Annotated in this window: 20 protein-coding genes; 8 read left to right on the top strand and 12 right to left on the bottom strand. The window is 69.7% G+C overall.

Going from position 1 to position 24,346, the window contains the following annotated elements; all coding sequences use genetic code 11:
- Nucleotides 1–110 precede the first annotated feature (110 nt).
- Complete coding sequence (locus RVX_RS06310; protein WP_116305179.1) at nucleotides 111–377, top strand: DksA/TraR family C4-type zinc finger protein; 267 nt, start codon at nucleotides 111–113, stop codon at nucleotides 375–377.
- 142 nt (nucleotides 378–519) lie between these two features.
- Here the strand turns inward: RVX_RS06310 and RVX_RS06305 are convergent, their stop codons facing one another.
- The 9 genes from RVX_RS06305 to RVX_RS06265 all read right to left on the bottom strand — a co-directional run bounded on the left by RVX_RS06305 (nucleotide 520) and on the right by RVX_RS06265 (nucleotide 12,491).
- Nucleotides 520–1,608, bottom strand: coding sequence for a CobD/CbiB family cobalamin biosynthesis protein (locus RVX_RS06305; RefSeq protein ID WP_116305178.1), 1,089 nt, complete (start codon nucleotides 1,606–1,608; stop codon nucleotides 520–522).
- Nucleotides 1,608–2,066: a tRNA (cytidine(34)-2'-O)-methyltransferase gene (locus RVX_RS06300; RefSeq protein WP_116305177.1), complete on the bottom strand. Its 459-nt coding sequence runs from the start codon at nucleotides 2,064–2,066 to the stop codon at nucleotides 1,608–1,610. The genes RVX_RS06305 and RVX_RS06300 overlap by 1 nt, the downstream gene beginning before the upstream one ends.
- A 158-nt stretch (nucleotides 2,067–2,224) precedes the next feature.
- On the bottom strand, nucleotides 2,225–3,904 hold the full coding sequence (locus RVX_RS06295; protein ID WP_116305176.1) for a glycoside hydrolase family 3 protein: 1,680 nt from the start codon (nucleotides 3,902–3,904) through the stop codon (nucleotides 2,225–2,227).
- Nucleotides 3,901–5,640, bottom strand: coding sequence for a hydantoinase/oxoprolinase family protein (locus RVX_RS06290; protein WP_116305175.1), 1,740 nt, complete (start codon nucleotides 5,638–5,640; stop codon nucleotides 3,901–3,903). Before RVX_RS06290 ends, RVX_RS06295 begins: the two co-directional genes overlap by 4 nt.
- 3 nt (nucleotides 5,641–5,643) lie before the next feature.
- A complete protein-coding gene (gene pdxA, locus RVX_RS06285; RefSeq protein WP_116305174.1) occupies nucleotides 5,644–6,684 on the bottom strand; it encodes a 4-hydroxythreonine-4-phosphate dehydrogenase PdxA in 1,041 nt (346 codons plus the stop codon).
- Nucleotides 6,685–6,855: 171 nt separating this feature from the next.
- Nucleotides 6,856–7,827 carry an isoaspartyl peptidase/L-asparaginase family protein gene (locus RVX_RS06280; RefSeq protein WP_116305173.1) on the bottom strand — a complete coding sequence of 324 codons (972 nt, stop codon included), beginning with the start codon at nucleotides 7,825–7,827 and terminating at the stop codon, nucleotides 6,856–6,858.
- A gap of 553 nt (nucleotides 7,828–8,380) precedes the next feature.
- Entirely contained in the window at nucleotides 8,381–10,309 is a 1,929-nt protein-coding gene (gene glgB / locus RVX_RS06275; RefSeq protein ID WP_116305172.1) for a 1,4-alpha-glucan branching protein GlgB, read from the bottom strand.
- A gap of 75 nt (nucleotides 10,310–10,384) precedes the next feature.
- Nucleotides 10,385–11,851: a glycogen synthase GlgA gene (gene glgA / locus RVX_RS06270; protein WP_116306412.1), complete on the bottom strand. Its 1,467-nt coding sequence runs from the start codon at nucleotides 11,849–11,851 to the stop codon at nucleotides 10,385–10,387.
- A gap of 145 nt (nucleotides 11,852–11,996) precedes the next feature.
- Nucleotides 11,997–12,491 (bottom strand): NUDIX domain-containing protein, encoded by a 495-nt coding sequence (locus tag RVX_RS06265; protein ID WP_172596534.1) that lies wholly within the window; start codon nucleotides 12,489–12,491, stop codon nucleotides 11,997–11,999.
- 151 nt (nucleotides 12,492–12,642) lie between these two features.
- Here RVX_RS06265 and RVX_RS06260 point away from each other — a divergent pair, with 151 nt between their 5' ends.
- A complete protein-coding gene (locus tag RVX_RS06260; protein WP_172596533.1) occupies nucleotides 12,643–13,770 on the top strand; it encodes a glycosyltransferase family 9 protein in 1,128 nt (375 codons plus the stop codon).
- Between the two features lie 385 nt (nucleotides 13,771–14,155).
- On the opposite strand, the gene RVX_RS06255 is transcribed toward RVX_RS06260, so the two are convergent.
- Complete coding sequence (locus RVX_RS06255) at nucleotides 14,156–14,785, bottom strand: L-threonylcarbamoyladenylate synthase (protein ID WP_116305171.1); 630 nt, start codon at nucleotides 14,783–14,785, stop codon at nucleotides 14,156–14,158.
- Nucleotides 14,786–14,924: 139 nt separating this feature from the next.
- Here RVX_RS06255 and RVX_RS06250 point away from each other — a divergent pair, with 139 nt between their 5' ends.
- Nucleotides 14,925–15,392, top strand: coding sequence for a 23S rRNA (pseudouridine(1915)-N(3))-methyltransferase RlmH (locus RVX_RS06250; protein ID WP_007522683.1), 468 nt, complete (start codon nucleotides 14,925–14,927; stop codon nucleotides 15,390–15,392).
- Between the two features lie 96 nt (nucleotides 15,393–15,488).
- On the opposite strand, the gene RVX_RS06245 is transcribed toward RVX_RS06250, so the two are convergent.
- Complete coding sequence (locus RVX_RS06245; RefSeq protein ID WP_230404435.1) at nucleotides 15,489–17,786, bottom strand: STT3 domain-containing protein; 2,298 nt, start codon at nucleotides 17,784–17,786, stop codon at nucleotides 15,489–15,491.
- Nucleotides 17,787–18,148: 362 nt separating this feature from the next.
- On the opposite strand from RVX_RS06245, the gene RVX_RS06240 reads away from it, so the two are divergent.
- Nucleotides 18,149–18,367, top strand: a complete 219-nt coding sequence (locus RVX_RS06240) for a hypothetical protein (RefSeq protein ID WP_116305169.1) — start codon at nucleotides 18,149–18,151, stop codon at nucleotides 18,365–18,367.
- Between the two features lie 54 nt (nucleotides 18,368–18,421).
- On the opposite strand, the gene RVX_RS06235 is transcribed toward RVX_RS06240, so the two are convergent.
- Nucleotides 18,422–19,156, bottom strand: a complete 735-nt coding sequence (locus tag RVX_RS06235) for a 16S rRNA (guanine(527)-N(7))-methyltransferase RsmG (protein WP_116305168.1) — start codon at nucleotides 19,154–19,156, stop codon at nucleotides 18,422–18,424.
- A gap of 345 nt (nucleotides 19,157–19,501) precedes the next feature.
- Between RVX_RS06235 and RVX_RS06230 the strand changes: the two genes are divergently transcribed.
- The 4 genes from RVX_RS06230 to RVX_RS06215 all read left to right on the top strand — a co-directional run bounded on the left by RVX_RS06230 (nucleotide 19,502) and on the right by RVX_RS06215 (nucleotide 24,341).
- Complete coding sequence (locus RVX_RS06230; protein WP_116305167.1) at nucleotides 19,502–20,464, top strand: ACP S-malonyltransferase; 963 nt, start codon at nucleotides 19,502–19,504, stop codon at nucleotides 20,462–20,464.
- Between the two features lie 441 nt (nucleotides 20,465–20,905).
- Nucleotides 20,906–22,561, top strand: a complete 1,656-nt coding sequence (gene argS, locus RVX_RS06225; protein WP_116305166.1) for an arginine--tRNA ligase — start codon at nucleotides 20,906–20,908, stop codon at nucleotides 22,559–22,561.
- A gap of 24 nt (nucleotides 22,562–22,585) precedes the next feature.
- Entirely contained in the window at nucleotides 22,586–23,422 is an 837-nt protein-coding gene (locus RVX_RS06220; RefSeq protein ID WP_116305165.1) for an SPOR domain-containing protein, read from the top strand.
- A gap of 115 nt (nucleotides 23,423–23,537) precedes the next feature.
- Nucleotides 23,538–24,341, top strand: a complete 804-nt coding sequence (locus RVX_RS06215; protein WP_116305164.1) for an MlaE family ABC transporter permease — start codon at nucleotides 23,538–23,540, stop codon at nucleotides 24,339–24,341.
- The last annotated feature ends 5 nt before the right edge of the window (nucleotides 24,342–24,346 follow it).

Genomic DNA, 24,346 nt, shown 5'->3' with positions numbered 1-24,346 from the left:
GGACCCGTGCGCTTCCCTTTGCCGTCCAGCGCCCCCCTGCCCTTGCAAGTGCGGACGAAGGCATTACAGACTATCCGTGCGCGGGCAGTACGCCGCGCGGGGAGACGAACATGGCCACCGGATGGGCGGGCGACAGCGCCGTCAACGATCAGATACGCGATTCCATCGCCGACGAAGTGCAGCGGGCGCGGGACAGCCTGCCCAAGGGGCCGGGCCTGGACTTCTGCGAGGAATGCGGCGACCCCATTCCGGAAGCCCGGCGCAAGGCCTTGCCCGGCGTGCGCCTGTGCGTGACCTGCCAGCAGGAGGCCGACCGCGACAGCCGGGTGGTTTCGCTGTACAATCGCAAGGGCAGCAAGGACAGCCAACTGCGCTGACCGCAACGGATCTGCCGGGGGGAGCGTAAACGCCCGGTACTTCGGCACGAGGCCAAAAGGAAGGGAGGAGCTTTGCGAAGCGCCTCCCTTTGCATTTCCGGTCGGTATTCTTTCGCCCGCTGCCTTGCGGTGCGCCTGTCCGCTATGCCAGCAAACGCAGCAGCAGCGCCGCTCCCCACAGGCAGCCCGCCGCCACCAGCCCGGCCACGCGCAGGTGGCGCAGCAGCCCTTCCAGCCGGTCGGCGTCCCATGCGGGATCGAACGCGGGGCCAGACGCTGGGACGGAAGGTGCGCCACCAGCGGGTTCCGCGTGCCCGCAGGCGCAGGAACCGGGGCAGGAACGCGGCCCCAGCACCGGCTTGTGCTTCACCACCCCGAAATAGGGAGTAGGCCCGCCCATGGGCGCGCCATGCAGCCACGCGGCGGCGCTCATGGGCCAGCCCGCGTTGGGCGATTCCATGCTGCGCGCATCGCGGGCCATGGGGCCGAAGCCCTGCCAGCCGCCGCGCCCGCCGCCCGTCAGAACCATCGGGGCCGACAGCCACAGGAACAGCGCGGACAGCCGCGCGGGCAGCCACGCCAGCACGTCGTCCAGCCGGGCGCAGGCCCGACCAAGGTCGCGCCATAGGTCCGTGCGGTAGCCCCACATGGAATCCATGGTGCTCGCCGCCTTGTAGCCCCACAGCGCGGCGGGGCCGCCCGCCAGCAGCCAGAACAGCGGGGCCACGAACCCGTCGTTGAAATTCTCGGCCAGCGTTTCCGCCAGCGCGCGGCGCAGGTCCGGCCGGTCCAGCGCGGCCGTGTCGCGGCTGACCAACATGGACACCGCCGCGCAGGCCTCGGCCGGCGTCCCGTGTTCGATGGCGTGCAGGGTGCGCCGTCCCTCGCGCAACAGGCTGCCCAGGGCCAGCCCGGCCCACGCGAAGTAGACGGCCGCCAGCGCGCCCAGCCAGGGAAGGCTGACCAGCCCCCACACGGCCAGCGCGGTTCCCCCCGCCACGGCCACGACGGCAAGAACGCCCGCCCGGCGCAACGCGGCGGGGCGTTCCCCTTCCGGCAGACCATTGGCATGGCGACGGGCAAATGCCTCCGCCGGGCGCAACACCCGGCCCACCCCGCACACCGGGTGCGGCAGCCCGCGCGGGTCGCCCAGCCACAGGTCCAGGGCCACGGCCAGCGGCGGCACGGCCAGCAGGCCCCATGCCCCCCACGCGCCCCACAGGGAATCCATCAGCGCCCTTCCAGCGCCCCGGTGTGGGCCAGCGCCTGGTACAGCACGATGCCCGTGGCCGTGGACAGGTTCAGGCTGCGCACCTCGCCCCAGATGGGGATGCGCACGTGGTGGGGCGTGGCGTCCAGCACCTCGGCGGGCAGGCCGGTGGTCTCCGGCCCGAAGACAAGGGCGTCCCGGTCCGTGAAGTCGAAGCGGTGCACGGCAGCGCCCGCGCGGGCGCTGGTCATGACCAGGCGGCGCTCGCGCCCCGGCCCGTCAAGATAGGTCTGCCAGTCCGGCCACACGGAAAGGTCCACGTGCGGCCAGTAATCCAGCCCGGCCCGCTTCAGGTAGCGGTCGTCCAGGCTGAAGCCCAGCGGCTCGATGAGGTGCAGCGCGGTGCGCGTGGCCGCGCACAGCCGCGCCACGTTGCCCGTGTTGGGAGGAATTTCGGGATGATACAGGACGATATGCATGCGGTGGCACCATGAAAGAGGGGTTGCGCCGTGCGGCCGGAAGCCGGAAGCGGGACGTGCCGGAACGGGGCGCACCCTACCCGCGATGGAGGGGGAAGAAAAGACCGGATGGCACACGCGTTCCGGCGCACCGAACAGCCGACAACGCCCAACAGCAGCTACGGCGCGGTGGTGGTGCCCACGCCGATGCCCACCCGACCTTGTTCGGCATCGTCCCCGGCATCCGGCAGCACGGGCACGCCAAGGCCGCTGCCGCCCAACGGGGCATCGCCCGCGCGCAGCAGCCCCTTCAGCCGGGCGATGCGCTGGTATGACTGGCGGATGCGCTCTTCGGAAATGCGCCCCGACTGCACGAGGCCGGTCAGCGTCGCATGCACCCGCGCCGCCAGGTCCGGCTGCCAGCGCAGGTTGTTGCCGAACAGCAGGATGTCCGCCCCGGCGTCCACGGCGCGAAACACCACCTCTTCCAGCGGGTAGCGCTCGGTGATGGCCCCCATCTGCAGGTCGTCGGTGATGACCACGCCCCGCCAGCCCATGTCGCGGCGCAGCAGGCCGTCGATGGTCGCGCGCGACAGGGTGGCCGGGTGCGCCGCATCCAACCGGTTGTCGTACAGGTGGCCCACCATGACCATGCCGCCCCAGCCGTCGGCCCAGGCGTTGCCCGTCGGGCGCAGCAACGTGCGGTAGGGCCACAGTTCCTCGGGCCTGCGAGTGGCGGAAACGTCGGTGACGCCCAGGTGCGAATCGGCGCGGGCGCTGCCGTGCCCGGGAAAGTGCTTGAGGCACGAAACCACGCCCGCATGGGCCATGCCGTTGATGAACGCCGCCGCGTGTGCCGCCACCGCGCGCGGGTCGCGCCCGTAGGACCGACCCAGCCTGCCGATGGCCGGGCTGTCCGGGTTCACGTCCACGTCCACCACCGGCGCGAAGTTCAGGTTCACGCCCACGTCGGCCAGTTCGCGCCCCATGGCCACGGCGCGCAGCCGGGTTTCACCCGTCGTGCCCTGCCCCAGTTGGCGTGCCGGGGGGTACTGGGTGAAGCCGCGTTCCGGCTTCAGCCGCTGCACCCGGCCGCCTTCCTGGTCCACGGCCACGAACAGCGGCAGCCCGGCGGGGGATGCCCCGGCAGCCGCCTGCAAGGCTGCGGACAGCGCGCGCACCTGCTTGGGGGAGATGACGTTGCGCTCCGGGCTGCCGGTGGTCACGTCGCGGTCGAACAGGATAACCCCGCCCACGCGCCCGGCTCGGATATCGAACAGCACCTCGTTGACGCCGTAGCTGGCCCCGGTTGCGGGGGTCCCGGCGGCACCTGCCCTGGCGGCATCGGCCGTGGTGGCGTTGTGTTTGGCGCGGCCCTGGTGCAGCAGCGCGCCCATGCCCAGCATGTCGCTTGCGGAAGGGGCCACGGCCTGCGGCTGCGCGCCGCGAAACCCCACCATGAGCATCTGGCCGATCATGGCGGAAAGCGAGGGGGAAGACGCGCCCGCTGGCGTTCCCGCGCGGGTGGCGGTCTGCGCCTTGGCCCCCTCGGGGGTTGCGGCCGCCGCCCCTTTGGGCACCGTGGGACTGGTGACGCCGGGCACTGCCGGGCTTTTGGGCGCGGCCACCACGGGCGCGGCAACCGCGGGAGCCGTCGGTGCCTTGGGCGTAGCCACCGTGGCGTTGGCCGATGCGGCCAGGGCCGCTGGCGCACGCAACACGCCAGCAAGGCCGTGGGGCATCCCTCCGCCGCCCGGCAGCACGGTGCAGGCCAGCGCGAAGACAGCGACAAGCAACGGCAGGCAGGCGCGCCGGACGAACTCCATCCGCCCCGCGCCCCGGCAAACATCCTTTTTCACGCGCCGTCACCGCCATCGGGGCAGGGTTTGCACCCGCACACGTTCCGGCCGCCGTCATCCCCCATGATGCCGGGCCGCACCTGGCACTTCACGCGGATGTTGCGGCCCACGGTGCCGTAGTCGCCCACCATGTTGAACGACGAGGCCTCCACCACCTCCACCGCCGCTTCGCCGCCGGTAACGCCAAGGCCCGCCAGATGCTCCAGCAGGGCGTCGCGCGCTTCCGCCCTGGCCCGTTCCAGGTCGTAGCCCCGTTCGGTCTTGCGCTCCACGCCCAGGGTGGGGATGAACAGCACGCCCTTTTCGGTGTCCGCGAACAGTTCCAGTTCCGCCGTGGTGCGGGTGAGCGCCGCGCCAATGGCGTTGGCCACGGCGAAGTCGTCGGGCACCTCCACCCGCTTGCCCAGCGCCGGGGCCAACAGCGGCTGCATGACCTTCGCCGGGCCGCCCATCAGGTACACGGCGGCTGGCTCCACCACCCTGCCCTGCAACAGTTCCATGATGGTGTACACCGGACGGGCGTTGACCTCGTCCACCAGGTCGGCGACGGCGGCGCGGATGCGCGCCACGGCCTCGGCAATGGCGTCGTCGGCCAGCCGTTCCGGGTACAGGTCCCACAGCCCGGCCATTTCGCGGATGCCCCGGGCCGAGGCCGCCACGTCGCCCACGGCGGCGTGGCCCCGAAAATTCAGCGCGTCGATGAGCGTGGGCCGTCTGCCGCCCATGGCCATGCTGGCCCCGGCCCGCTCCGGCCCCACGCGCACCGCCCCGGCGGCCACGTGCAGGCGAGAATCGCCGCCCACCCCGATGGAGCGCGTCTTCAGCGCGCGCACCAGTGTGGGATAGCTGCCCACCTCTATGCCGTCCTTCTCGATGACCGGCGACCCGCAGGCGAACACGGCGATGTCCGTGGTGGTGCCGCCGATGTCCAGGATCACGCAGTCCTCGCGGATGTCGCACAGGGCGATGATGCCCATGACGCTGGCCGCCGGGCCGGACAGAATGGATTCCACCGGCAGCTCGCGCGAAACGGCCAGCGGCATGGTGCCGCCGTCGGCCTTCAGGATGTGGATGGGTGCGGTGATGCCGAATTCGCGGGCCGACTGCTCTATGGCGTCGGCAAAGCGGTTGTACACCCGCCACACGGCCGAATTGTAGTAGGCCGTGGCCACCCGGCGCGGAAAGTTCAGCTGGCCCGACAGGCGGTGCCCCAGCGAGACGAAGTCGCCGCAGCCGCAGCGTGCGGGGCTGCCGCCGCCGCGTGCGCCCAGGGCCTCGCCCATGGCCGTCTCGTGCGCGGGGTTGCGGGTGGAAAACTTGCCCACCGCCGCGAACAAGCGCACACCCGCATCGCAGCAGGCGGTGGCCACCCGGCCCATCTCCGCCGGGTCGAGGGGAGCAATCTCTTCGCCCCGGTGGTCGATGGACCCGCCCACGGGAAAGTAGAACCGCCCCACGCGGAAGTGCTCCGGGTCGATGCCCGGCCCGGCGGACACCACCACCGCCACGTCCTCGGTCTTGCCTTCCACGATGGCGTTGGTGGACAGGGTGGTGCTGAGGTTCATGCGGGTGATGCGGCCCGGTTCCACCACCCGCAACAGGCCCTGCATGGCCGCGCGCACCGAGGCCAGCAGGTCGTGGTGGTTCGTGGGCACCTTGGCGCTGGCCGCTATGGTGCGGCCATCCATGACCACGGCATCGGTATGCGTGCCGCCGACGTCGATTCCCAGGTACATGGCTCAGTCCTTCCCGTCGCAGAGGGTGCAGGCAAGGCGCAGCGCGGCGGCAAAGCTGCCGAGATCCGCCGCGCCGGTTCCGGCGATGTCGAAGCCCGTGCCGTGGTCCACCGAGGTGCGCACGAAGGGCAACCCCAGGGTCACGTTCACGGCGTCGGAGAAATGCAGCATCTTCAGGGGGGCCAGCCCCTGGTCGTGGTACATGGCCAGCACGGCGGCATAGGCCCCGCGCGCCGCCTTGACGAACAGCGTGTCGGCGGGCAGCGGCCCGATGACCTGAAACCCCTCGGCCACGGCGTCGGCCACGGCCGGGGCGATGACCTCGATCTCCTCGCGGCCGATGCGGCCCGATTCCCCGGCGTGGGGGTTCAGCCCGCACACCGCCACCGGGCCATCGGCGCCGATGGCCCGCGCATGGGCCGCCGTCAGGCGCAGGCAGTGCAGCACCCGCTGCCGGGTGATCAGGCCGGGCACCTCGCGCAGCGGCGGGTGGGTGGTCACCAGGCTGACGCGCAGCACGTCGCCGCCAAGGTGCATGCACACCTCGTCGTCGCCAAGGCCCGCGCGCCGGGCAAGATACTCGGTGTGGCCGGGCACGTCGTAGCCAGCCGCATGCAGCATGGCCTTGTGCAGCGGCAGGGTGACGAGAGCACGAGGGAACCGAGCACCAGCAGGCGCAGGGGCCAGCAGCAGGTCGCAGGCCGTGGCAAGGGCCACGCCCGCCGCCCTGCCGCCGTCCGGGGTGGCCTGGCCCACCTGCACGCGGATGTCGGCAAGCCCCGGCGGCTCGTACAGGTACACGCCGGGGGCTGCGTCAGCCGCCAGCGCCCGCGCCGGGTCGTCCACCCGGGTCCAGAAGGGAGTGCCCCCGGCAAAGGAAAGATGCGCCCGCAAGGAGGCTTCCGCCCCCAGCAGCAGCAGCGCCCTGCCCATCAAATGAGCGGGTAGAGGGGCGGCCTGTGGACCGGACAGCAGGCGGCAGGCCAGCTCCGGCCCGAGGCCGTTGGCGTCGCCAAGGGTTATCAGCAACGGTTCCGCACGCATGCCGCACAGGCTATGCGCAATCGCGCGGGCTGTCCATATGCGTATGGACGCGCCCCCTGCCCGGACGGCGGGCCTGGCGGGGGTTGGCAGGCTTGGCGGCTGCACGCGAAAGGCGGCGACGGACCAAAGTCCGCCGCCGCCCGCATGCAGTTTCGCTTTTGCATTGCGCCGTCAGCGCCGCACGTCCACGTCCGCGTGGATGCCGCCGCCCGGCAGGGCATAGGCATGGGCGATGTGTTCGGTGTTGCAGTGCACGCCGTAGCGCCCCTGCCGGTCCAGCATGATCAGCCCGGCGTGGCCGGACACGCGGCGGTGCAGCAGGTCGATGGCCTTGCGGGCGGCCTCATCGGGGGATGCACCCCCATCGCGCAGGAAATCGCAGGCGGAGCGGGTCATCAGCACCCGGATGATGCCTTCGCCGAAACCGGTGGCCGATGCCCCGCCGGTTTCGTTGTCCGCGTAAGTGCCCGCGCCGCACAGGGGCGAATCGCCCACCCGGCCCGGCCGCTTCATGGGGGTGCCGCCGGTGGAGGTGGCGGCGGCGATGTTGCCCGCCGCGTCCAGCGCCACCGCGCCCACGGTGCCCTTGGGCATGGCCGGTTCCGGCCCCACCGGGCAGTTGCACGCAGTGCCGTCCGCCGTCACGGCCTGGGGCCGGAAGGCGTCGTGGGTGGAAAAGCCCGCGCGGGCGCGCAGTTCGTTGAACAGGCGCACTTCACGCTCCACCACCAGTTCGGCGGGGTCGATGGCGGCAATGCCCGACTCGCGGGCGAAGCGTTCCGCCCCTTCGCCCACCAGGAAGCAGAATTCCGTGTCCATGACCTTGCGGGCGATGTCCACGGGGTGCAGAAAGCTGCGCACCGCCGCCACGGCCCCGAAGTTCAGTGTGGCTCCGTCCATGATGGCGGCGTCCAACTCGATCTGGCCGTCGGCGTTCAGCACGGCTCCGCGCCCCGCGTCATAGGTGGGGTCGGCCTCCAACACGTTGACGGCCAGGCGCACGGCCTCCAGCGCGGGCATGCCGCGTTGCAGTTCGCCCCACACGGCGTCCACCGCGGCGCGGCAACCGTCGATGTGGGCCTTCCGCCGGTCGGCGGGGATGGTCCACGCGCCGCCGTGCACGATGATTCTCGGTTCGGTCATGTGTGTCTCTGCGGTTCCGGAATGCGCCCGCGCATTGTGCGCGGGCGGGCGGAATCTACGCAATTGCGGCCCGAAGGTGAAGCGGAAAGGCAGGGGGAAAGAACGGGGAAGGAAGACAGGACGCGCGGATATTCAGGGACGAAGTGGCCCCTTTGTGCACTACACGAATCGCTCAGGTTGTTGACAAAATCTGTTCTTGTGAGCCTCCGGTGGCCAAGGACGGCAGCCGTTAGACGAGCTTGCGAGCCTTACGGATGGCGATCGCAGAGCGGCTGCCGCCCCTTGGAACCCCACATTCTGTATTCTCGTAATACGCAGGAAACACAAATGAAAGTTTTTGGGGGAGCTTTAGCCGTTATGCGAGTCTTCGAGCATTACGGATAAAGACAGCAAAGCGGGGGTGCGGGGGAGGAGACCCTTTTGCGGCAGATGTAGCCGAACGCGAAGCGTGAGGCTTACAGATGGCGACCGCAGCGCGTCAAAAGGGTCCCTCCCCCGCAAGAATCTGGATTTGCCAGCAGTCTGTCGCTACGCCTCCGACGCTGCGTTCGAACTACCCCGGCATCAACGCCACCCCCGCCAGCGGCGGCAGGGTAAGCACAAGATGGTGCCCCCCGCTCCACTCGTCGGTGCGGGCCTGCAATTCGCCGCCGTTGCCCACGTTGGAGCCGCCGTAATACTCGCTGTCGGTGTTCAGCACCTCGCGCCACGTGCCGCCCCTGGGCGCGGGCACCCGGTAGTACTGGCGCACCACGGGGGTGAAATTGAACACCCACAGCACGGGCGGGGCGCCGTCACACTGCCGCACGAAGCTGATCACCGAGCCGCCCCAGTCGGAAAAGTCCATCCAGCGAAAGCCGGTCCAGTCATGGTCGTGCGCGTGCAGGGCGGGTTCGCGCCGCAGGATTCCGTTCAGGTCGCGCAGCAGGGCGTGGATGCCGCCGTGCGCGGGGAACTGGTACAGGCACCAATCCAGGGCCCTGCTTTCGTCCCATTCGTTCCACTGGCCGAACTCGCCGCCCATGAACAGCAGCTTCTTTCCCGGATGCGCCCACATGTAGGCATACAGCGCACGCAGGCTGGCCTGTTGCTGCCACGCATCGCCGGGCATCTTGGACAGCAGCGCGCCCTTGCCGTGCACGACTTCATCGTGCGAGAGCGGCAGCACGAAATTCTCGGTGAAGGCGTACAGCAGCGAAAAGGTGAGCGCGTTGTGGTGGTAGGCGCGGTGCACCGGCTCGTGCCGGAAGTAGTCCAGCGTGTCGTGCATCCAGCCCATGTTCCACTTGAAGGTGAAGCCAAGCCCGCCGGTATACACCGGGCGCGACACCCCCGCCCAGGCCGTGGATTCTTCCGCGATGGTCATGGCCCCGGGGAACTGCCCGTGCACCACCACGTTCAGCTGGCGCAGGAATTCCACGGCATCCAGGTTCTCGCGCCCGCCGTGCTCGTTGGGCAGCCAGTCGCCGTCCTCGCGCGAATAGTCGAGGTAGAGCATGGAGGCCACGGCGTCCATGCGCAGGCCGTCGATGTGGAATTCGCGCAGCCAGTACAGGGCGTTGGCCAGCAGAAAGTTGCGTACCTCGTGCCGGCCGTAGTTGAAGATGAAGGTGCCCCAGTCCGGGTGCTCGCCCCGGCGCGGGTCCAGGTGCTCGAACAGGGCCGTGCCGTCGAAGCGGCCAAGGCTCCAATCGTCCTTGGGAAAGTGCGCGGGCACCCAATCGAGAATGACCCCTATGCCCGCCTGATGGCAGCGGTCCACGAAGCGCTTGAAGTCTTCCGGCGTTCCGTGGCGCGAGGTGGGCGCATAATAGTGCCCGGTCTGGTAGCCCCACGACTGGTCCAGCGGGTGTTCCGCCACGGGCAGCAGTTCGATGTGGGTGAAGCCCAGGTTCTGCACGTGCGGGATCAGCCCGTCGCCCAGTTCGTCCCACGACAGAAAGGGATGGCCGCCCACGCCCGAGCCGTCGGTCTTGCGCTGCCACGAGCCCGCGTGCACCTCGTAGATGGACACGGCCTGCCGGAGCGGCGGCCCCGCCTCGGCACGGCGCTGCATCCAGTCGCCGTCGGCCCACTGGTGGTTGTCGATGTCCCAGGCCACGGCGGCCACGCCGGGGCGCATTTCGGCATACAGGGCGAAGGGGTCGGTCTTGTAGACGATGCGCCCGCCGCCGTTGTCGCCGTCACCGGTGCGGATACCGAACTTGTACAGCGCGCCCTTGCGCATGCCGGGCACGAAGGCCGCCCACACGCCGGAAACGCCCACGGGATAGAGCGGGTACTCGCCCCAGCGCCAGTCGTTGAAGTCGCCCACCAGGTGCACCTCGCGGGCGGAAGGGGCCCACACGGCCACCCGGTAACCTTCCGCGCCGTCCTGCGCCATGGGGTGCGCCCCGAGTACCCGGTAGAGGTCCCAGTGTTCGCCCTTGCCGAACATGTACAGGTCGAAGGGCTCGATGAAGGCGGGGTGGGTAAGCTGCATGGCGTGTGCGTCCAGTGGCTTGGAGTCAACCGGTTCGGAAGGAGACGGGCGGTTTGCGGCAGCGGCAGGCCGAAATCAGGAAAAGTCGAAGCCCAGTTGCCGGTACAGGTTGACGTAGCTGCGCCCGGCCCGCTCCCACGAAAAGTCCTGGCGCATGGCACGGGTCATCATGGCGCGCCAGCCCTCGCTGTCGTGCTCCCAGTAGTGCACGGCGTCGAGAATGGCCTCCAGGAACAGTTGCGGCTCGGGCCGCCCGAAGGTGAAGCCCGTGGATTCGGGCGACGGCCACGGCACGATGGTGTCGCGCAGCCCCCCCACGGCCGTGGCCACGGGCGGGGTGCCGTAGCGCAGGGCGTACATCTGGGTCAGGCCGCAGGGCTCGTAGCGCGAAGGCATGAGAAAGATGTCGCTGCCCGCCTGGATGCGGTGGGCGAGATCTTCCGTGTAGCCCACGATGGCGCACAGCCTGCCCCGGTAGGTTTCCATCAGGTCCAGCGCGCGGGCCTCGTGCGCAAGGTTGCCCTCGCCCAGGATGATCACGCCCACGTTGTGCTCCATGAGCCGGGGCACGATGTCCAGCAGCAGGTCTATGCCCTTCTGCCCGCGCAGCCGCCCGATGAAGCCCAGCACCGGCCGGTGGGCCAGTGCCGGATCAAGGCCCAGTTCATCCAGAAGGGCCGTCTTGCAGCGCTGCTTGCCCGCAAAGCCCTGCGGGTCGTCCGGACCGTAGCGGCACGGCAGAAACTTGTCCTGCGCCGGGTTCCAGATGCCGTAGTCCGCCCCGTTGAGAATGCCGTGCAGCGAGCGCTGGCGGGCGCGCAGGATGCCGTCGAGCCCGCTGCCGTAGGCCGGGCCCAGTATTTCGCGCGCGTAGCTGGGGCTGACCGTGGTGACCATGTCGGCGTAGGCGATGCCCGCCTTCAGCAGGTTGAAGTCGCCCCAGAATTCCACCCCGTCCATGGCCCATGCCTGCGGCGGCAGCCCGCAGCCCGTGAACAGGCGCGAGGCGAACCGCCCCTGAAAGGCCAGGTTGTGGATGGTCATGACACTGCGGGTGTCGGCCCAGAACGGGTCCGTCTGCCGCCAGAAGTGCAGGTAGGCGGGCACCAGCGCGGTCTGCCAGTCGTTGGCGTGCAGCACGGCGGGCGGCGTGCCCAGGCGGCGCAGCAGCGACAGGGCGGCGCGGCAGAAGAAGATGAACCGCTCGCAGTTGTCGAAATAGTCGCCCTTGTGGTCGTTATAGTAATAGCGGCGGTCAAAGTATTCCCCACGGTGCACGAAGTACACCTTCATGCCGTGGTAGTCGGCCTCGTACACCTCACAGGTGATGGGCCCCCACGGGTAGCCCACGTGGCAGTCGGAAATGGTCAGGTGGATGCCGTAGTCCGCCGTGCGCAGGCGGCCATAGAACGGCGTGATCACCGACGTGGGCACGCCCATGCGGTGCAGGGCCAGAGGCTGCGCGCCCAGCACGTCGCCAAGGCCCCCGCTTTTGGAGAAGGGATACATTTCCGAGGTGACGAAAACGACCTCACGTCGCATGATCGCGCGTTCCTCCCCTTGCGCGCGCGGCATGGCCGCGCGATGCGTTGCGCGCCGTCAGGCGCGTGCGTCCCGAAAATGCCTGCGCCGCGAGGCGGCCCGGCAGCAACCGTTCACGCCCTGAAAGCCCCGTGGTGCGCCGCCCTCAATTCCCTTCCCCCACGCGCTCCGGGCAGACGGCCCGGCCGCGCAGCCAGTCGGCGATGATCGTTGCATGGTCGAAGGCCATGGGGTGCGGCAGGTCGTCCGGCGCAAAGAACCGCGCGTCCGCCGCGTCGTCTCCGGCCACCGGCCCCGCCGCCGGTATGGCTGCGGCCCCGCCCCGCACCCGCGCGGCATAGACCACGCTGAGGGTGTGGTGGCGCGGGTCGCGCCCCGGTTCGGAATACACCCCCACAAGCCCGGTGAGTTCCACGTTCAGCCCGGTTTCCTCGCGGGCCTCGCGCAGCGCCGCCGCCTCGGCCGATTCGCCGTAGTCGATGAACCCGCCGGGCAACGCCCAGCCGGGCGGCTCGTTGCGCCGCCGGATGAGCACGATGCCTCGCCCCGGCTCGTGGATGAGGATGTCGACGGTGGGCGCCGGGTTGCGGTACATGACCACCGGGCCGCCGCAGTGCGGGCAGGGGACGCGATGTTCCATGGCGGGCGAATCCGTTCTTGCCGGTTCCGGAATGGGGTTGCGGGGGATGTCCCGGCCGTCGCCGGGTCGTCGCCCCGCCCCCGCGGACCGGAACGCACTGTCCCGGTAGGCGGCGAGGATACGACACCACTTTCACAGAGTACGCGCAGAGATGAAAAGTGACAAGTTGATAGCCGTGCACAACGGCGCGCTGGGCGACTTCCTGTGCGCGTGGCCCGCCCTGCTGGCCCTGGCGCGAGGCATGGCAGCGGGCGAATCCAGCACGGCCGGGTCCGGTGCGGCCGTGCCCCCCGAACGGGCCGAGGCCAGCCAGGACGACACCCCGCGCCTGCTGTTCGCGGGCAGCGCCGAGCGCCTGCCCTGGCTGGCCCCGCTGGGGTACGCGCCCTGCCCCCCGGCCATGCGCCGGGCGCTGGAAGAATTGTACGGCTGCGGGCGTGAAGGTTGCGGCGAAGATGGTGCACACAACGCCACGGAGTGGCCGCAACCCTTGGCTGGGGCAACGGTGGCGTGGTTCTGCCTCGACCGGGTTGCGGCGGCCCCGCACCCGCGCATCGTTCCCCTGCCCTGCCTGACAGGGGGGCAGGACACGGACAGGCAGGACGCCACAGCGCGGGAATCCTGCCACGGGCAGCACGTCACCAACGCGCTGCGGGGTTACCTTGAACGCGCGGCCCCGGCCAGCCTTCCCTGGCCTCCCCGTTGGGACGCGGATTGGCCCGCCGCATGGCGACGCCTCTTCGGCGGCTGGGAGGGCGCGGCTTCGCGCACCGTGGTGCTGGTGCCCGGCGCTGGGCACCGGGCCAAGCAGTGGCCGCCCCGACGATTCGCCGCCGTGGCGGACGCGCTGGCGCGAGCCGGGTACAATCCGTTGTACGTGCTGGGCCCGGCGGAACTGGAGCGCGGGCTGGACCGCACCGCACTGCTGCCCCCCGACCTGAAAGCGGCCGTGATCACCCCCGCCGACCACGACGAACTGGCGCAACTACTGCGCCGCGCGCGGCTGATCGTGGGCAACGATTCCGGCCCGCTGCACCTTGCCGCGCTGCACGGCACGCCGGTGCTGGCCTTGTTCGGTCCCGCGCCCGCCGCCGCGTGGAGGCCGCACGGGGCCGTGGCGCTGGCCAGCCCGCTTGCCTGCGCGCCCTGCTCCGCCACCTTGCGCAGCCTTGGCTGCGGCGGCGTGGATGCCGCGCTTGGCGCGGCCCCCTGCATGGCGGGCATCGAGGTGGACGCCGTGCTGGAAGCGATATGGGATCTGCTGGAACGCAGCGCCTGAACACACGCCCGTCAGCGTGCACGCAGGCGTACCCGCGCGGCCTCACGCGAACGGGGCCGCCAGAGGCACGGCAGGCGGCGGCAAGCGAACCACAAAAGAAAAACCGGCCCCACACCCCTGTAGGACCGGCTCTCTGCAAAGAAAAGAAGGTAATCTGGGTATAGCAAACGGCGTGCCAGTACTAGAATGCAGGCATTCGCGCCCGTTCAGAATGAAAAAAACATTGACATCCCAGCGAAGTACAAGACATTTCACCTTCACCCCACAGCCGGGCGACCCGCTGAACCGTTCAGCCAATCAGTTCAACTTTTTTGTCCCGCCGCGCCCCCGTGCCCCGCGCCGCCTGCAATTTTTTGTACCACAGGTAGGGAATACCCCCAATCGCTCACGCTACCGCGTACCCGGCATCGCGCAGCGCCTGCACCGTCACGGCCCCGGCCCGCAGCACCCGCAGGCGCGGCGAGCCCTCATCGTCCCCATCCCCTTCCAGCACCTCCACCAGGGTAGAGGGCAACCCGCCGGGTGGGGCGGGCGGAAGGTCCAGCACCCCGGCCACCTCGGCGGTCAGTTCCGGGTCAAGCTCTGCGGCACGGGTCACGGCCGGGCGGCCGCTGATGTTGGCGCTGCTGGCCACCAGCGGACCACCGGCCAGCAGGCACAGTTCGCGGGCCACGGGGTGCGGGGTCAGACGCACGGCCACCCGCCCTGTGCCGCCGGTAAGCGGCACGGGCACGCCGGGCGCGGCGGGCAGCAGCACGGACAGCGGCCCCGGCCAGAACCGCCGGGCCAGATCTTCCGCCACCGGGCAAATGCGGGCCGCCACCTGCGCCAACTGATCCACGTGCCCCACGATGACAGGCAGGGCCAGCCGGTGGGCGCGGCGCTTCACCCGGTACACCTCGTCCACGGCAGCGGCATGGGTGGCCAGGCACCCCACCCCGAAAAAGGTCTCGGTGGGGAACACCACCACCCGTCCCGCGCGCAGCAGCGCGGCCGCGGCCTCCATATTCAGCATACCCGAATCCGTTGTTGGACGTGATGTTGCAAAGGGAACACGATATCGCCGGGCAGCGCGCCGCCCGCGCGGCAACGGCTTGCCGCCCGTCCCGCTCCGGGATAGACCTTGGCCGGAAACACACGCACCCGGAGGTTTCGTGAAGTCACTGCGCCTTCTGGCGGTGGGCAAGCTGAAGACGCCGTTCTGGCAGCAGGCCGCCGCGCACTATCTGGAACGATTGCGCCACACCTGGCGCGTCACCGAAACCCTGGTCCGCGACGGCGACGCCGCCCTGCCGCCCGCCAAACGCAACGCCGACGAGGGCGCGCGCCTGCTGGCCGCCCTTGGCCCCTCCGACATCGTGGTGTGCATGGACGAGCGGGGCAAGGCCCACACATCGCCAGAGTTCGCCGCCCTGCTCGCCCGACTGACGGAAAACGCCACGGCCGCGCCCTGCTTCGTCATCGGAGGGGCCTACGGCCTGGACGGCGAGGTGCTCAAGCGGGCCGCCCTGCGCGTGTCGCTTGGCCCCATGACCTTTCCCCACGAGATGGCCCGCGTTGTGCTGCTGGAACAGCTGTACCGCGCGGATTGCATACTGCGCGGTTCACCCTACCACCATTAGCCGCGAAGGGTGCTTTCGCCGCAACTCCGGCACCCACACGCTAGCGGCCAGCGCGCCCCATCATAAGAATAGAACACGTTGGCGGGTGGGTGCGGGTCATAGCACTTCGTAGACGCGCGTATGCACGTTGTCGAACACCAGCTTGAAGTACGGCGTGAAACGCGGGTCTTCCGGTGACGACAGCAGCAGTTGCACCATCAGCGTGTTGTACATGTCGTCGTCGATGACCAGTTTGTCGCCCGTGGTGCGGTTGAAGAGGAAGTGCCGCCCGTTGAAGCGGAAATACATCTGGCGGTTCAGACCGGTATCGTCCAGCACGTCGATGGATTCGGCGTACACCGGGTCCATGTTCTGCACCAGCACCACGCCGTTCTCCATGCTGAACTGCAACGGCTTGCTGATGGAGGCGATCTGGTAGCCGCGCCCTTCCCTGGCCAGGAAGTCCCAACGGCCATAGGTGGTTATCCAGAAGCCCAGTCGCAGCATGTCAAAGCTGACCACAAGGTACTGCCTGCCCTGCGCGGCCACCAGCGGTTCCTTTCGGGCCGCCAGCTTGCGCATCAGGTCGTCGGCGTCGTGGTTGTTCATGCCCTCGAAGACGTTGCCGGGAATGTTGCCCTTGCTGGCCGCGTACTTGATGAGCTGCCGGGCGAAGCGCGGATTGTCCGAGGCGTACACGGCGGCGGGCACGAACAGCGAAGGCCCGCCGTGGCTCGCGCCGTCGGCGATGGTCGAGCGGTGCGCGAAATGGTGGGTGGCATAGCCCCAGTCCCACCAGTTCCAGATCATGGAATCTTCCGGGGTGTTGGTGCGCAGAAACTTCAGGGCCGCCGCGTGCCGCTTGTTCAGGATGGGCCCCTGGGTCATGGCCGGAATCACTTCCAGGTACGGCGCGCCCAGCACCGTGAGCAGCACGGCGGAAACCAGCAGCCGTCCGGCGGTGCGGTAGAAGTTGTCGCGCAGCACAAGGCCCGCCAGCCAGTGCACCGGCATGCAGATGCCCAGCGCCATCACCGGCGCGCCGAACATCACCATGCGCCCGCCCAGCTTGATGGACAAAAAGGCCAGCACCGCCAGCGGCAGGTGGAACAGCGCCGCCGGACGCGCGACGAGCGCCACGCCGAACCCGGCCAGCCCGGCCAGCGCGGCGGGCATCCACGGATGGAAGTAGGCCAGCACCTCTGCCAGCGAAAGGTCCTGAACCTCGATGATGCTCTGGGCCACCGAGGGGTAGACCAGCACGTCGCCGTCGGGCTGGGCCACGGCATCGCCCGCCCGCTTGACGTAGCTCTGGGCCGAGCGCAGCATGGTCTGGAACACCTCGGCGTCGGCCACCAGCCACAGCACCACCAGCCACAGCAGCCCGTGCACCACCCGCCGCTCGGCCAGCGCGCGCAGGAAAGGCCATGGCCCGCGCAGCCCCACGGCCAGCAGCGCCGCCCCGGCGAAGCCCGGCCAGCCGCCCAGCGCGGGCAGGGCGTACAGCAGCCCGCCCACCAGCAGGTCGGCCCGGCGGCCGCGCATGCCGAACACCACCACCAGCCCCGGCACCAGCAGCGCGTAGTAGCGCACCAGATACGGAAACATGGAATGCCATTCCTGCGACCACCAGCCCAGCAGGCCGCTGCACAGCAGCACCACCATCCAGCGGGGGGACAGGGGATCGTCGGCCGCGCCCGTCACATCAGGAGTCTCCGGCGGGGCTGATGCGGAAAGCGGGCGGCCGCGCCGCAGCCGCCGGTACAGCGCCACGGCCAGTTCCGGCAGGGTGTGCAGGCGGGGGGCCAGCCACAGCCCCGGTCCCAGCCCGGACACCAGGGCGAACAGCAGGGTCACGAGGTCGGTGTCGCAGTAGCCAAGCAGGGTGCGGGCCAGAAAGCCCGGCGCGAGCGAGGCCAGCACCCCGGCGCACAGCCCGGCCTCCATGCCGCCCAGCGCCGCCGCCCAGGCGAACACCGCCACCGCCAGCAGGCTGCCCATGACCGGCGGCAGCCAGAAGCCCACCGCCCCGGACGTGGCCCCGGTAAGCAGGGCCACGTAGCGCACCAGTTCGGACATGGGGTGCCCAGTGCCGAATTCGAAGCCGTCGGCCCCCGCCGTCCAGTGGTAGGCGTCGTGGGTGGCCAGCAGGTATTCACCGTCCAGTTGGTATTCCGGGGTCTGCCAGGCCGGGTATTCCAGCATGCGCATGGCGAAGGCCACGCCGAAGGCCAGCAGGGCCAGCAGCACGGCGCGCCCGCCCGGCGAACACAGCCAGGCTGCGACGCTGCGCAGCACAGCGGCAAGGAGTCGGCGGCCGTCCCGCGGGGAGGCGGATTCGCCGCTGCCTTCGGTGTTCTGGGGGGCACCGCAAGAGGCGGCTATGGGGGATGTTTCGGACGCGTGCACGCTCATGGCTTCCTGCCGTGAAAAAGGGCTGCGGCCCACGGGCCGCGCAGGGGGGATATACGCGAAACGGCGGCGCATCGCCAGCGGGGCCGGAACGCGCTGGCGGGACGTGCGGGAACGGTTGGGCCATGACGCCTTTCCGCGCGGGGCGGGCCGGACGGCCGCGCCGGGGCGCTGCCGGGACAATGCGAAGCCGCACGCGCAGCGGGGGCGAGTCGCCGCTTCACCTGCGGCGCGAAATGGGGTAGAGCCTTCCGCGAACCGGACACCAGCGCCGCCCCGTGCGGCGAACCGGCCCGCCCAGCGCGGGACGCCGCCACCACACCGCTCCGGCAGGGACGCCCCCTCCGGCCCATGGAGACGCCGCCATGCTGAACATGAAGTATCTCGACGAACTTGAGGAATACCTTACGTCGGAACGCCTGGAGGACGAATTCGAATATTCGCCCGAGGAACGCCGGCACGAAATCCTCGAATTCCTCGAACGCCTCATGGACGTGGCGGACAAGGCCGACGCCGCCGCCACCAAGCTCATCTTCCGCAAATCGCAGCTTGGCGCGCTGATGGGCACCCCGCCCGAAAAATAACCCCGCCACGGGTCGGTCCAGCCACCGCGCCGGAACGCCCCCGCAGGTTCCGCGTCACGCCTGGGCCAGCGCCCACAGGTGGCGCACCGTGGATTCGGGTTCCACGCTTCCCCTGCCCACCGCCTTGCCGCCCGTGCCGCCCGTGCCCCCCGTGCCGTGGGCCGGCGGGGCCTGCACCGTGTATTCCGCCCGTGCCGCCACCCGCCAGCTGGGGGACAGTTGCGCGGGCGGGCCTTCATTGGCCAGAAACACCACCAGGCCGTCCGGGGCCACGTGGCCCCGAACCAGTTCCAGCACTTCGGGCCACGGCAGAAAGGCCCGGCTCACCACGCAGTGCGCCTTGGGGCGGGTGGGCATGAATTCCTCCACCCTGCCCCGGAACACCACGGTGCCCGGCAGGGGATGGCGGGCCAGCACGTTGGACAGGAACAGGGTGCGCTTTTCGCGGGCGTCCACCAGATGATAGGCGCCCGCCTGCCACACCGCGCGCAAGGGAATGCCCGGCAGCCCCGCTCCCGCCCCCAGGTCCCACGTTTCCGGCGCTTCCGGCAGGGGCAGCGTGCGCAGAAAGCGCGCCAGATGCAGGCTGTCCACGATCAGGGTGCGGAAGGTGGCCTGCCAGGTGCGCGTGCCCACCAGGTTCATGACCCGGTTCCACTTCATCAGCAGTTCCAGATAGCCCGCCAGCGCGGCCAGCGCGGCATCGGGCACGGATTCCGGGCCAAAACCGGCCTCGGCGCACAGCCGGGCCAGTTCCTTCGTGGATACATGGACTTCAGCGGGGGGCATGGGCATCTCCTGGAAAAGGGTCCGGTCCGCACGGGCCGGACACGGGAACTGGCGGCCTTGTAGCCGCCCCGGCGGGCGGTGGCAAGCACCGGCCCGCCAGCGGATGCGCGCGCGGCGATGCGCCCTCCCGTCCCTTGCGGCACGGCCCCGCGCGGCCGCAAACGACAGCACCACTTGCATCGGCGCGCGTGTTTGACTATGCAGCGAACGGGCGACGCGCCGCGCGCGGCAAAGCTGGCGCACCCGTCCTGAGGGGGACGGCCCCGCGTGCGCCCGACACACGATACCGCACATCCATCGACCGGGACACACCCGGCGAAATCCCACATTCTGGAGCGACACCGAATGAACCGTACCGACCTCGCCATACTGTTCCCCGGCCAGGGCTCGCAGGAACCCGGCATGGGCCGTGACGTGGCCGACGCCATGCCCGAGGCCATGGACCTGTGGAAGAAGGCCGAACGCGCAAGCGGCCTGCCCCTGCGCGAAATTTACTGGGACGGCGGCGACGACAAGGCCATGGCCGACACCCGCAACCTTCAGCCCGCGCTGACCGTGGTCAATCTTTCCCTGTGGCTGCGCCTTGCCGGGCGCGTTGCCCCGGCCTGCGCCGCCGGGCACAGCCTTGGCGAGTACGCCGCCGCCGCCGCTTCCGGCGCGCTTTCGGTGGACCGCACCCTGGAACTGGTGTCCCTGCGCGGCCAGCTGATGGCCGAGGCCGACCCCGACGGCAAGGGGGCCATGGCCGCCGTGCTCAAGCTGGCGCTGGCCGACGTGGAGGACGTGGTGCGCGAGGCCGCCGAGGCCACCGGCCAGATGATCCGCATCGCCAACTACAACACGCCGGGACAACTGGTGCTGTCCGGCACCCGCGACGCCATCGCCGACGCCGCCGCCAGGGTCAAGGAGCGCAAGGGCCGCGCCCTCGTGCTGCCCGTCAGCGGGGCCTTTCACAGCCCGCTCATGGACGAGGCCGCGAAGGAACTGGCCAGGGCCATGCGCTCGGCCACCTGGGCGCGCCCGCGCTTTGCCGTGTACTGCAACGTCACCGGCCGGGCCGTCACCGACGGCGAATCGCTGCACGAGGCCATGACCAAACAGATGACTTCGTCCGTGCAGTGGATATCCACCGTGACCAACCAGTGGAACGACGGCGTGCGCCGCTGGGTGGAGGCCGGTCCCAAGGGCGTGCTGACCAAGATGGTGGGCCCCATCCTTGCGGCTTCGGGCGTGCCCGCCGCCGAGGAAGGCGGATGGGCCGCCGAGGGGGCTGGCAGCCTCGGGGCGGCCGACGCCCTGACGATTTAGGCCGCCTGGCCCGCCTGGCCCGCCTGGGCCGCCTGGGCCGTCTGACCCGCCTGGGCCGCCGCATTCCCTTTCATGACGCCGGGCCGGGTGTGCGCTTGCGCACCCGGCCTTGTGCGTCCCGCGCGCGGGCCGCCCCCGCGCCGTGGCCGGGAACAGGCCGATCTCAAACGGACTGCGCACCTGCCCGGCCCCGGCGTCCGCCCTCCGGCAATTGCCCGCTGACGCCGGACGCCCATGCGGCTTTGCAGTCGCCCCGATTTCTGGTACACGACCCACTTCGGACAAGCACCCCGCCGCCGCGGCATCGCGCCCGCCCCCCAGGGCCGGACGGCCGTGCCGCGCCCGGATTGCGGATTTCCGTCCGCGCGGCCCCCTTCGGGGCGCGCCGACACCGCCCACGCAGCCATCACATCCCAAAGAAAACAGGACACAGATACATCCATGCGCGCACGTCAGCAGTTGCTGGCCTCCCTTCAGGCCATCGTGAAGGACATGGGGCTTTCCTGGCCCGAAAAGGCCACTCTGGAGCCGCCCCGCGACAAGTCGTTCGGCGACCTTGCCGCCAACATCGCCCTGGTGCTCGCCAAGGACGCGGGCGTGCCCCCGCGCGAACTGGCATCGCGCCTGGCGGGCGCCCTGCGCGACTCCGATCCGGCCATCGACGCCGTGGAAATCGCCGGGCCGGGCTTCCTGAACGTCACCTACTCTCCCGACTTCTGGCGCGAGACCGTGCTGCACGTGGAAGCGGCGGGCGAACGCTACGGCGCCACCACCGTGGGCGCGGGCCGCAAGGCGCAGGTGGAATACGTGTCCGCCAACCCCACCGGGCCGCTGCACATCGGCCACGGGCGCGGCGCGGCGCTGGGCGACTGCCTGGCGCGGGTGCTGCGTTTCGCCGGGTACGACGTGACCACCGAATACTACATCAACGACGCCGGGCGGCAGATGCGCCTGCTGGGCCTTTCGGTGTGGCTGCGCGCGCTGGAGCTTTCCGGCCGCCCGTTCACCCTGCCCGAAGATTTCTATCGCGGCGACTACATCAAGGACATCGCGGCCGAGATGCTGGCCAAAGACCCCGGTCTGGTGGACCTGCCCGAGGCCGAAGGGCAGGACCGCTGCTTCGAGTACGCCATGCATTCCATCATGGACGGCATCAAGCAGGACCTCATCGACTTCCGCGTGGAGCACCAGGTGTGGTTCTCCGAACTTTCCCTGGTGCGCGAAGGCGCGGTGGAAAAGACCTTCGAGCGGCTGAAGGCCGCCGGGCTCGCCTTCGAGCAGGACGGCGCGCTGTGGTTCCGCACCACCACCCTCGGCGACGACAAGGACCGCGTGCTGCGCAAGTCCGACGGCACCCTGACCTACTTCGCCTCGGACATCGCCTACCACGACAACAAGTATGACCGTGGCTTCGACCTCGTCGTGGACATCTGGGGCGCGGACCATCACGGCTACGTGCCGCGCATGCGCGCCGCCGTGGCGGCCCTTGGCAAGCGGCCCGAGCAGTTCGACGTGATTCTCGTCCAGCTCGTGAACCTCTTGCAGGGCGGCGAGCAGATCGCCATGTCCACGCGCGCCGGGCAGTTCGAAACCCTGCACGACGTGGTCAAGGAAGTGGGCGCCGACGCCGCGCGGTTCATGTTCCTTTCGCGCAAGAGCGACAGCCACCTCGACTTCGACCTGGAACTGGTGAAGCAGCGCTCCATGGACAACCCGGTGTACTACGTGCAGTACGCTCACGCCCGCGTGTGCGCGGTGCTGCGCAAGGCCGCCGAACGCGGCATAGTGCCGCCCGCGCGCATGGACGCGGCGGCGCTGGCCCCCCTGACCCTGCCGGAGGAACTGGACCTGCTGCGCCTGGTGGACCGCATGCCCGACACCCTGTCCGCCGCCGCCGAAGGGCTGGCCCCGCACCACGTCAGCTTCTACCTGATGGAAGTGGCGGGCGCGCTGCACAGCTACTACGCCAAGGTGCCGGTGCTGAACGCCGACACCCCGGAAACCATCGTGGCCCGGCTTGCGCTGCTGCGCGCCGTGGGCAGGGCCGTGGCCAACGGCCTGAACCTGCTCGGCGTCGAAGCGCCCGAGGCCATGTAGCGCGCCAAGGCGCGGAAACCAGGCATGGCAGCACCCAGACAAGGGCAACCCGGAGGGGGACAGGGGCAGAAGGATGGCGGACGCAAGAAAGGCGTCTACACTATCCACGTCACCCTGCCCTCGCTCATTTCGGCGGGCATCGTGGCCATCATCGGCTTCGGATGGGTATTCGTGCTCGGCGTCATCGTGGGGCGGGGCTACAATCCGGAAGAACGCCTGGGCATCGAGCGCATCATGCCCAAGCCCGCCGTGAACGCCTCGCAACCAACCCCCATGCCCGGCGGGGTCATCAAGCCCGAGGATCTCCAGTTCATGGATTCCCTGCGGGCCAAGCCCGCCCCGGTATCGGGCAACGCGGGCGTGTCGGTGAACGCCACCGAAATCGTGCTCAAGAACGGCAAGAAGGACCAGAAGCCCGATCCGAAAGCCGACGCGAAAAAGGACGCCAGGGCAGACGCCAAGGCGGCGGACAAGAAACCCGACGCCAAAACGGATTCCAAGTCGGATTCCAAGGCCGCCCAGAAGCCCGAACCGAGAAAGGACGACAAGAAGGCCGCCGCGCCCGCTTCCAGGGACGCCAAGGCGGCGGAGGCCCCGCCCGCCGACGGCGACCGGTTCGACTACGTGTACCAGGTGGCGGCCTACAAGGCGGCGGACCCCGCCAACGCCCTGAAGGCCAGGCTGGAGGCATCCGGCATCAAGGTGCGCCTGGACACTTCGGTGGAAAACGGCGTGTCGTGGTACCGGCTGAACGCCCTGTTCCGCGGCACGCCGGAAGACACGCGCCAGTTGCGCGCCGCGCTTTCCAAGCACGGCATCGACAAGGTCATCCTGCGCAGCAAGACGCCGGTTTCCCGATAGCGCTGCCTTGACGGCATGTTGCGACGGGGCTAGCATGTAAAGATGTAAAAACGCCGGAAACGGTTTGCCCAGGCAGGCCCCGTTTCCGCCGCCCGCCCCGCCGGGAGAGAACACCATGAGCACAGGCCCGAACATACTCGTCCCCGTCACCGCCCTTGGCGCGGCCACCTTGCGCCTGCTGGGCGAACTGGGGGCCATGTTCCTGTTCCTGGCGGACGGCCTGCGCCTCATCTTCGCCTCGCCCAAGCAGATACCCAAGATACTGAACCAGGTGTTCGTCATCGGCTCCAAGTCGCTGTTCGTCATCCTGCTCATCGGGGTGTTCACCGGCATGGTGCTGGGGTTGCAGGGCTACTACACGCTGGTCAAGTTCGGGTCCGAAGGGCTGCTGGGCGCGGCCGTGGCCCTTTCGCTGATCCGCGAACTGGGGCCGGTGCTCACGGCCATCATGGTCACGGGCCGGGCCGGGTCGTCCATGGCCGCCGAGATCGGGGTCATGCGCATCACCGACCAGATCGACGCGCTGGACGTCATGGACATCAACCCCATGGCCTACCTGGTGGCCCCGCGCATCGCCGCCTCGCTCATCTCGTTTCCGCTGCTGACGGCGGTGTTCGACGTGGTGGGCATCCTTGGCGGGTACGTCACCGGCGTCACCCTGCTCGGCATCAACGAGGGCGTGTATTTCTACCGCATCCAGACCAGCGTCGAGATGGCAGACATCACCGGCGGCTTCATGAAGTCGCTGCTGTTCGCGGTCATCGTGGCCACGGTAAGCTGCTACCAGGGCTATTTCACCCACATGCGCCGCGACGGCGTGGGGCCCGAGGGCGTCAGCAACTCCACCACCTCGGCAGTGGTCCTTTCGTGCGTGTTCGTGCTGGTGGCCGACTACGTGCTGACCTCGTTCCTGCTGTAACAAGA

It is taken from the genome of Nitratidesulfovibrio sp. HK-II (assembly GCF_003402415.2).
In the GTDB taxonomy this organism is placed as follows: Bacteria; Desulfobacterota; Desulfovibrionia; order Desulfovibrionales; family Desulfovibrionaceae; genus Cupidesulfovibrio.
Note: the sequence above shows the minus strand (reverse complement) of the source record. Positions and strands in the feature narration are given on the sequence as shown.

Bases quoted from the DNA above. Each gene is read 5' to 3' on its own strand.
- RVX_RS06310 (WP_116305179.1), top strand. From the start codon at position 111: ATGGCCACCGGATGGGCGGGCGACAGCGCCGTCAACGATCAGATACGC.
- RVX_RS06305 (WP_116305178.1), bottom strand. From the start codon at position 1,608: ATGGATTCCCTGTGGGGCGCGTGGGGGGCATGGGGCCTGCTGGCCGTG.
- RVX_RS06300 (WP_116305177.1), bottom strand. From the start codon at position 2,066: ATGCATATCGTCCTGTATCATCCCGAAATTCCTCCCAACACGGGCAAC.
- RVX_RS06290 (WP_116305175.1), bottom strand. From the start codon at position 5,640: ATGTACCTGGGAATCGACGTCGGCGGCACGCATACCGATGCCGTGGTC.
- pdxA (WP_116305174.1), bottom strand. From the start codon at position 6,684: ATGCGTGCGGAACCGTTGCTGATAACCCTTGGCGACGCCAACGGCCTC.
- RVX_RS06280 (WP_116305173.1), bottom strand. From the start codon at position 7,827: ATGACCGAACCGAGAATCATCGTGCACGGCGGCGCGTGGACCATCCCC.
- glgB (WP_116305172.1), bottom strand. From the start codon at position 10,309: ATGCAGCTTACCCACCCCGCCTTCATCGAGCCCTTCGACCTGTACATG.
- glgA (WP_116306412.1), bottom strand. From the start codon at position 11,851: ATGCGACGTGAGGTCGTTTTCGTCACCTCGGAAATGTATCCCTTCTCC.
- RVX_RS06265 (WP_172596534.1), bottom strand. From the start codon at position 12,491: ATGGAACATCGCGTCCCCTGCCCGCACTGCGGCGGCCCGGTGGTCATG.
- RVX_RS06260 (WP_172596533.1), top strand. From the start codon at position 12,643: ATGAAAAGTGACAAGTTGATAGCCGTGCACAACGGCGCGCTGGGCGAC.
- RVX_RS06255 (WP_116305171.1), bottom strand. From the start codon at position 14,785: ATGCTGAATATGGAGGCCGCGGCCGCGCTGCTGCGCGCGGGACGGGTG.
- RVX_RS06245 (WP_230404435.1), bottom strand. From the start codon at position 17,786: ATGAGCGTGCACGCGTCCGAAACATCCCCCATAGCCGCCTCTTGCGGT.
- RVX_RS06240 (WP_116305169.1), top strand. From the start codon at position 18,149: ATGCTGAACATGAAGTATCTCGACGAACTTGAGGAATACCTTACGTCG.
- RVX_RS06235 (WP_116305168.1), bottom strand. From the start codon at position 19,156: ATGCCCCCCGCTGAAGTCCATGTATCCACGAAGGAACTGGCCCGGCTG.
- RVX_RS06230 (WP_116305167.1), top strand. From the start codon at position 19,502: ATGAACCGTACCGACCTCGCCATACTGTTCCCCGGCCAGGGCTCGCAG.
- argS (WP_116305166.1), top strand. From the start codon at position 20,906: ATGCGCGCACGTCAGCAGTTGCTGGCCTCCCTTCAGGCCATCGTGAAG.
- RVX_RS06220 (WP_116305165.1), top strand. From the start codon at position 22,586: ATGGCAGCACCCAGACAAGGGCAACCCGGAGGGGGACAGGGGCAGAAG.
- RVX_RS06215 (WP_116305164.1), top strand. From the start codon at position 23,538: ATGAGCACAGGCCCGAACATACTCGTCCCCGTCACCGCCCTTGGCGCG.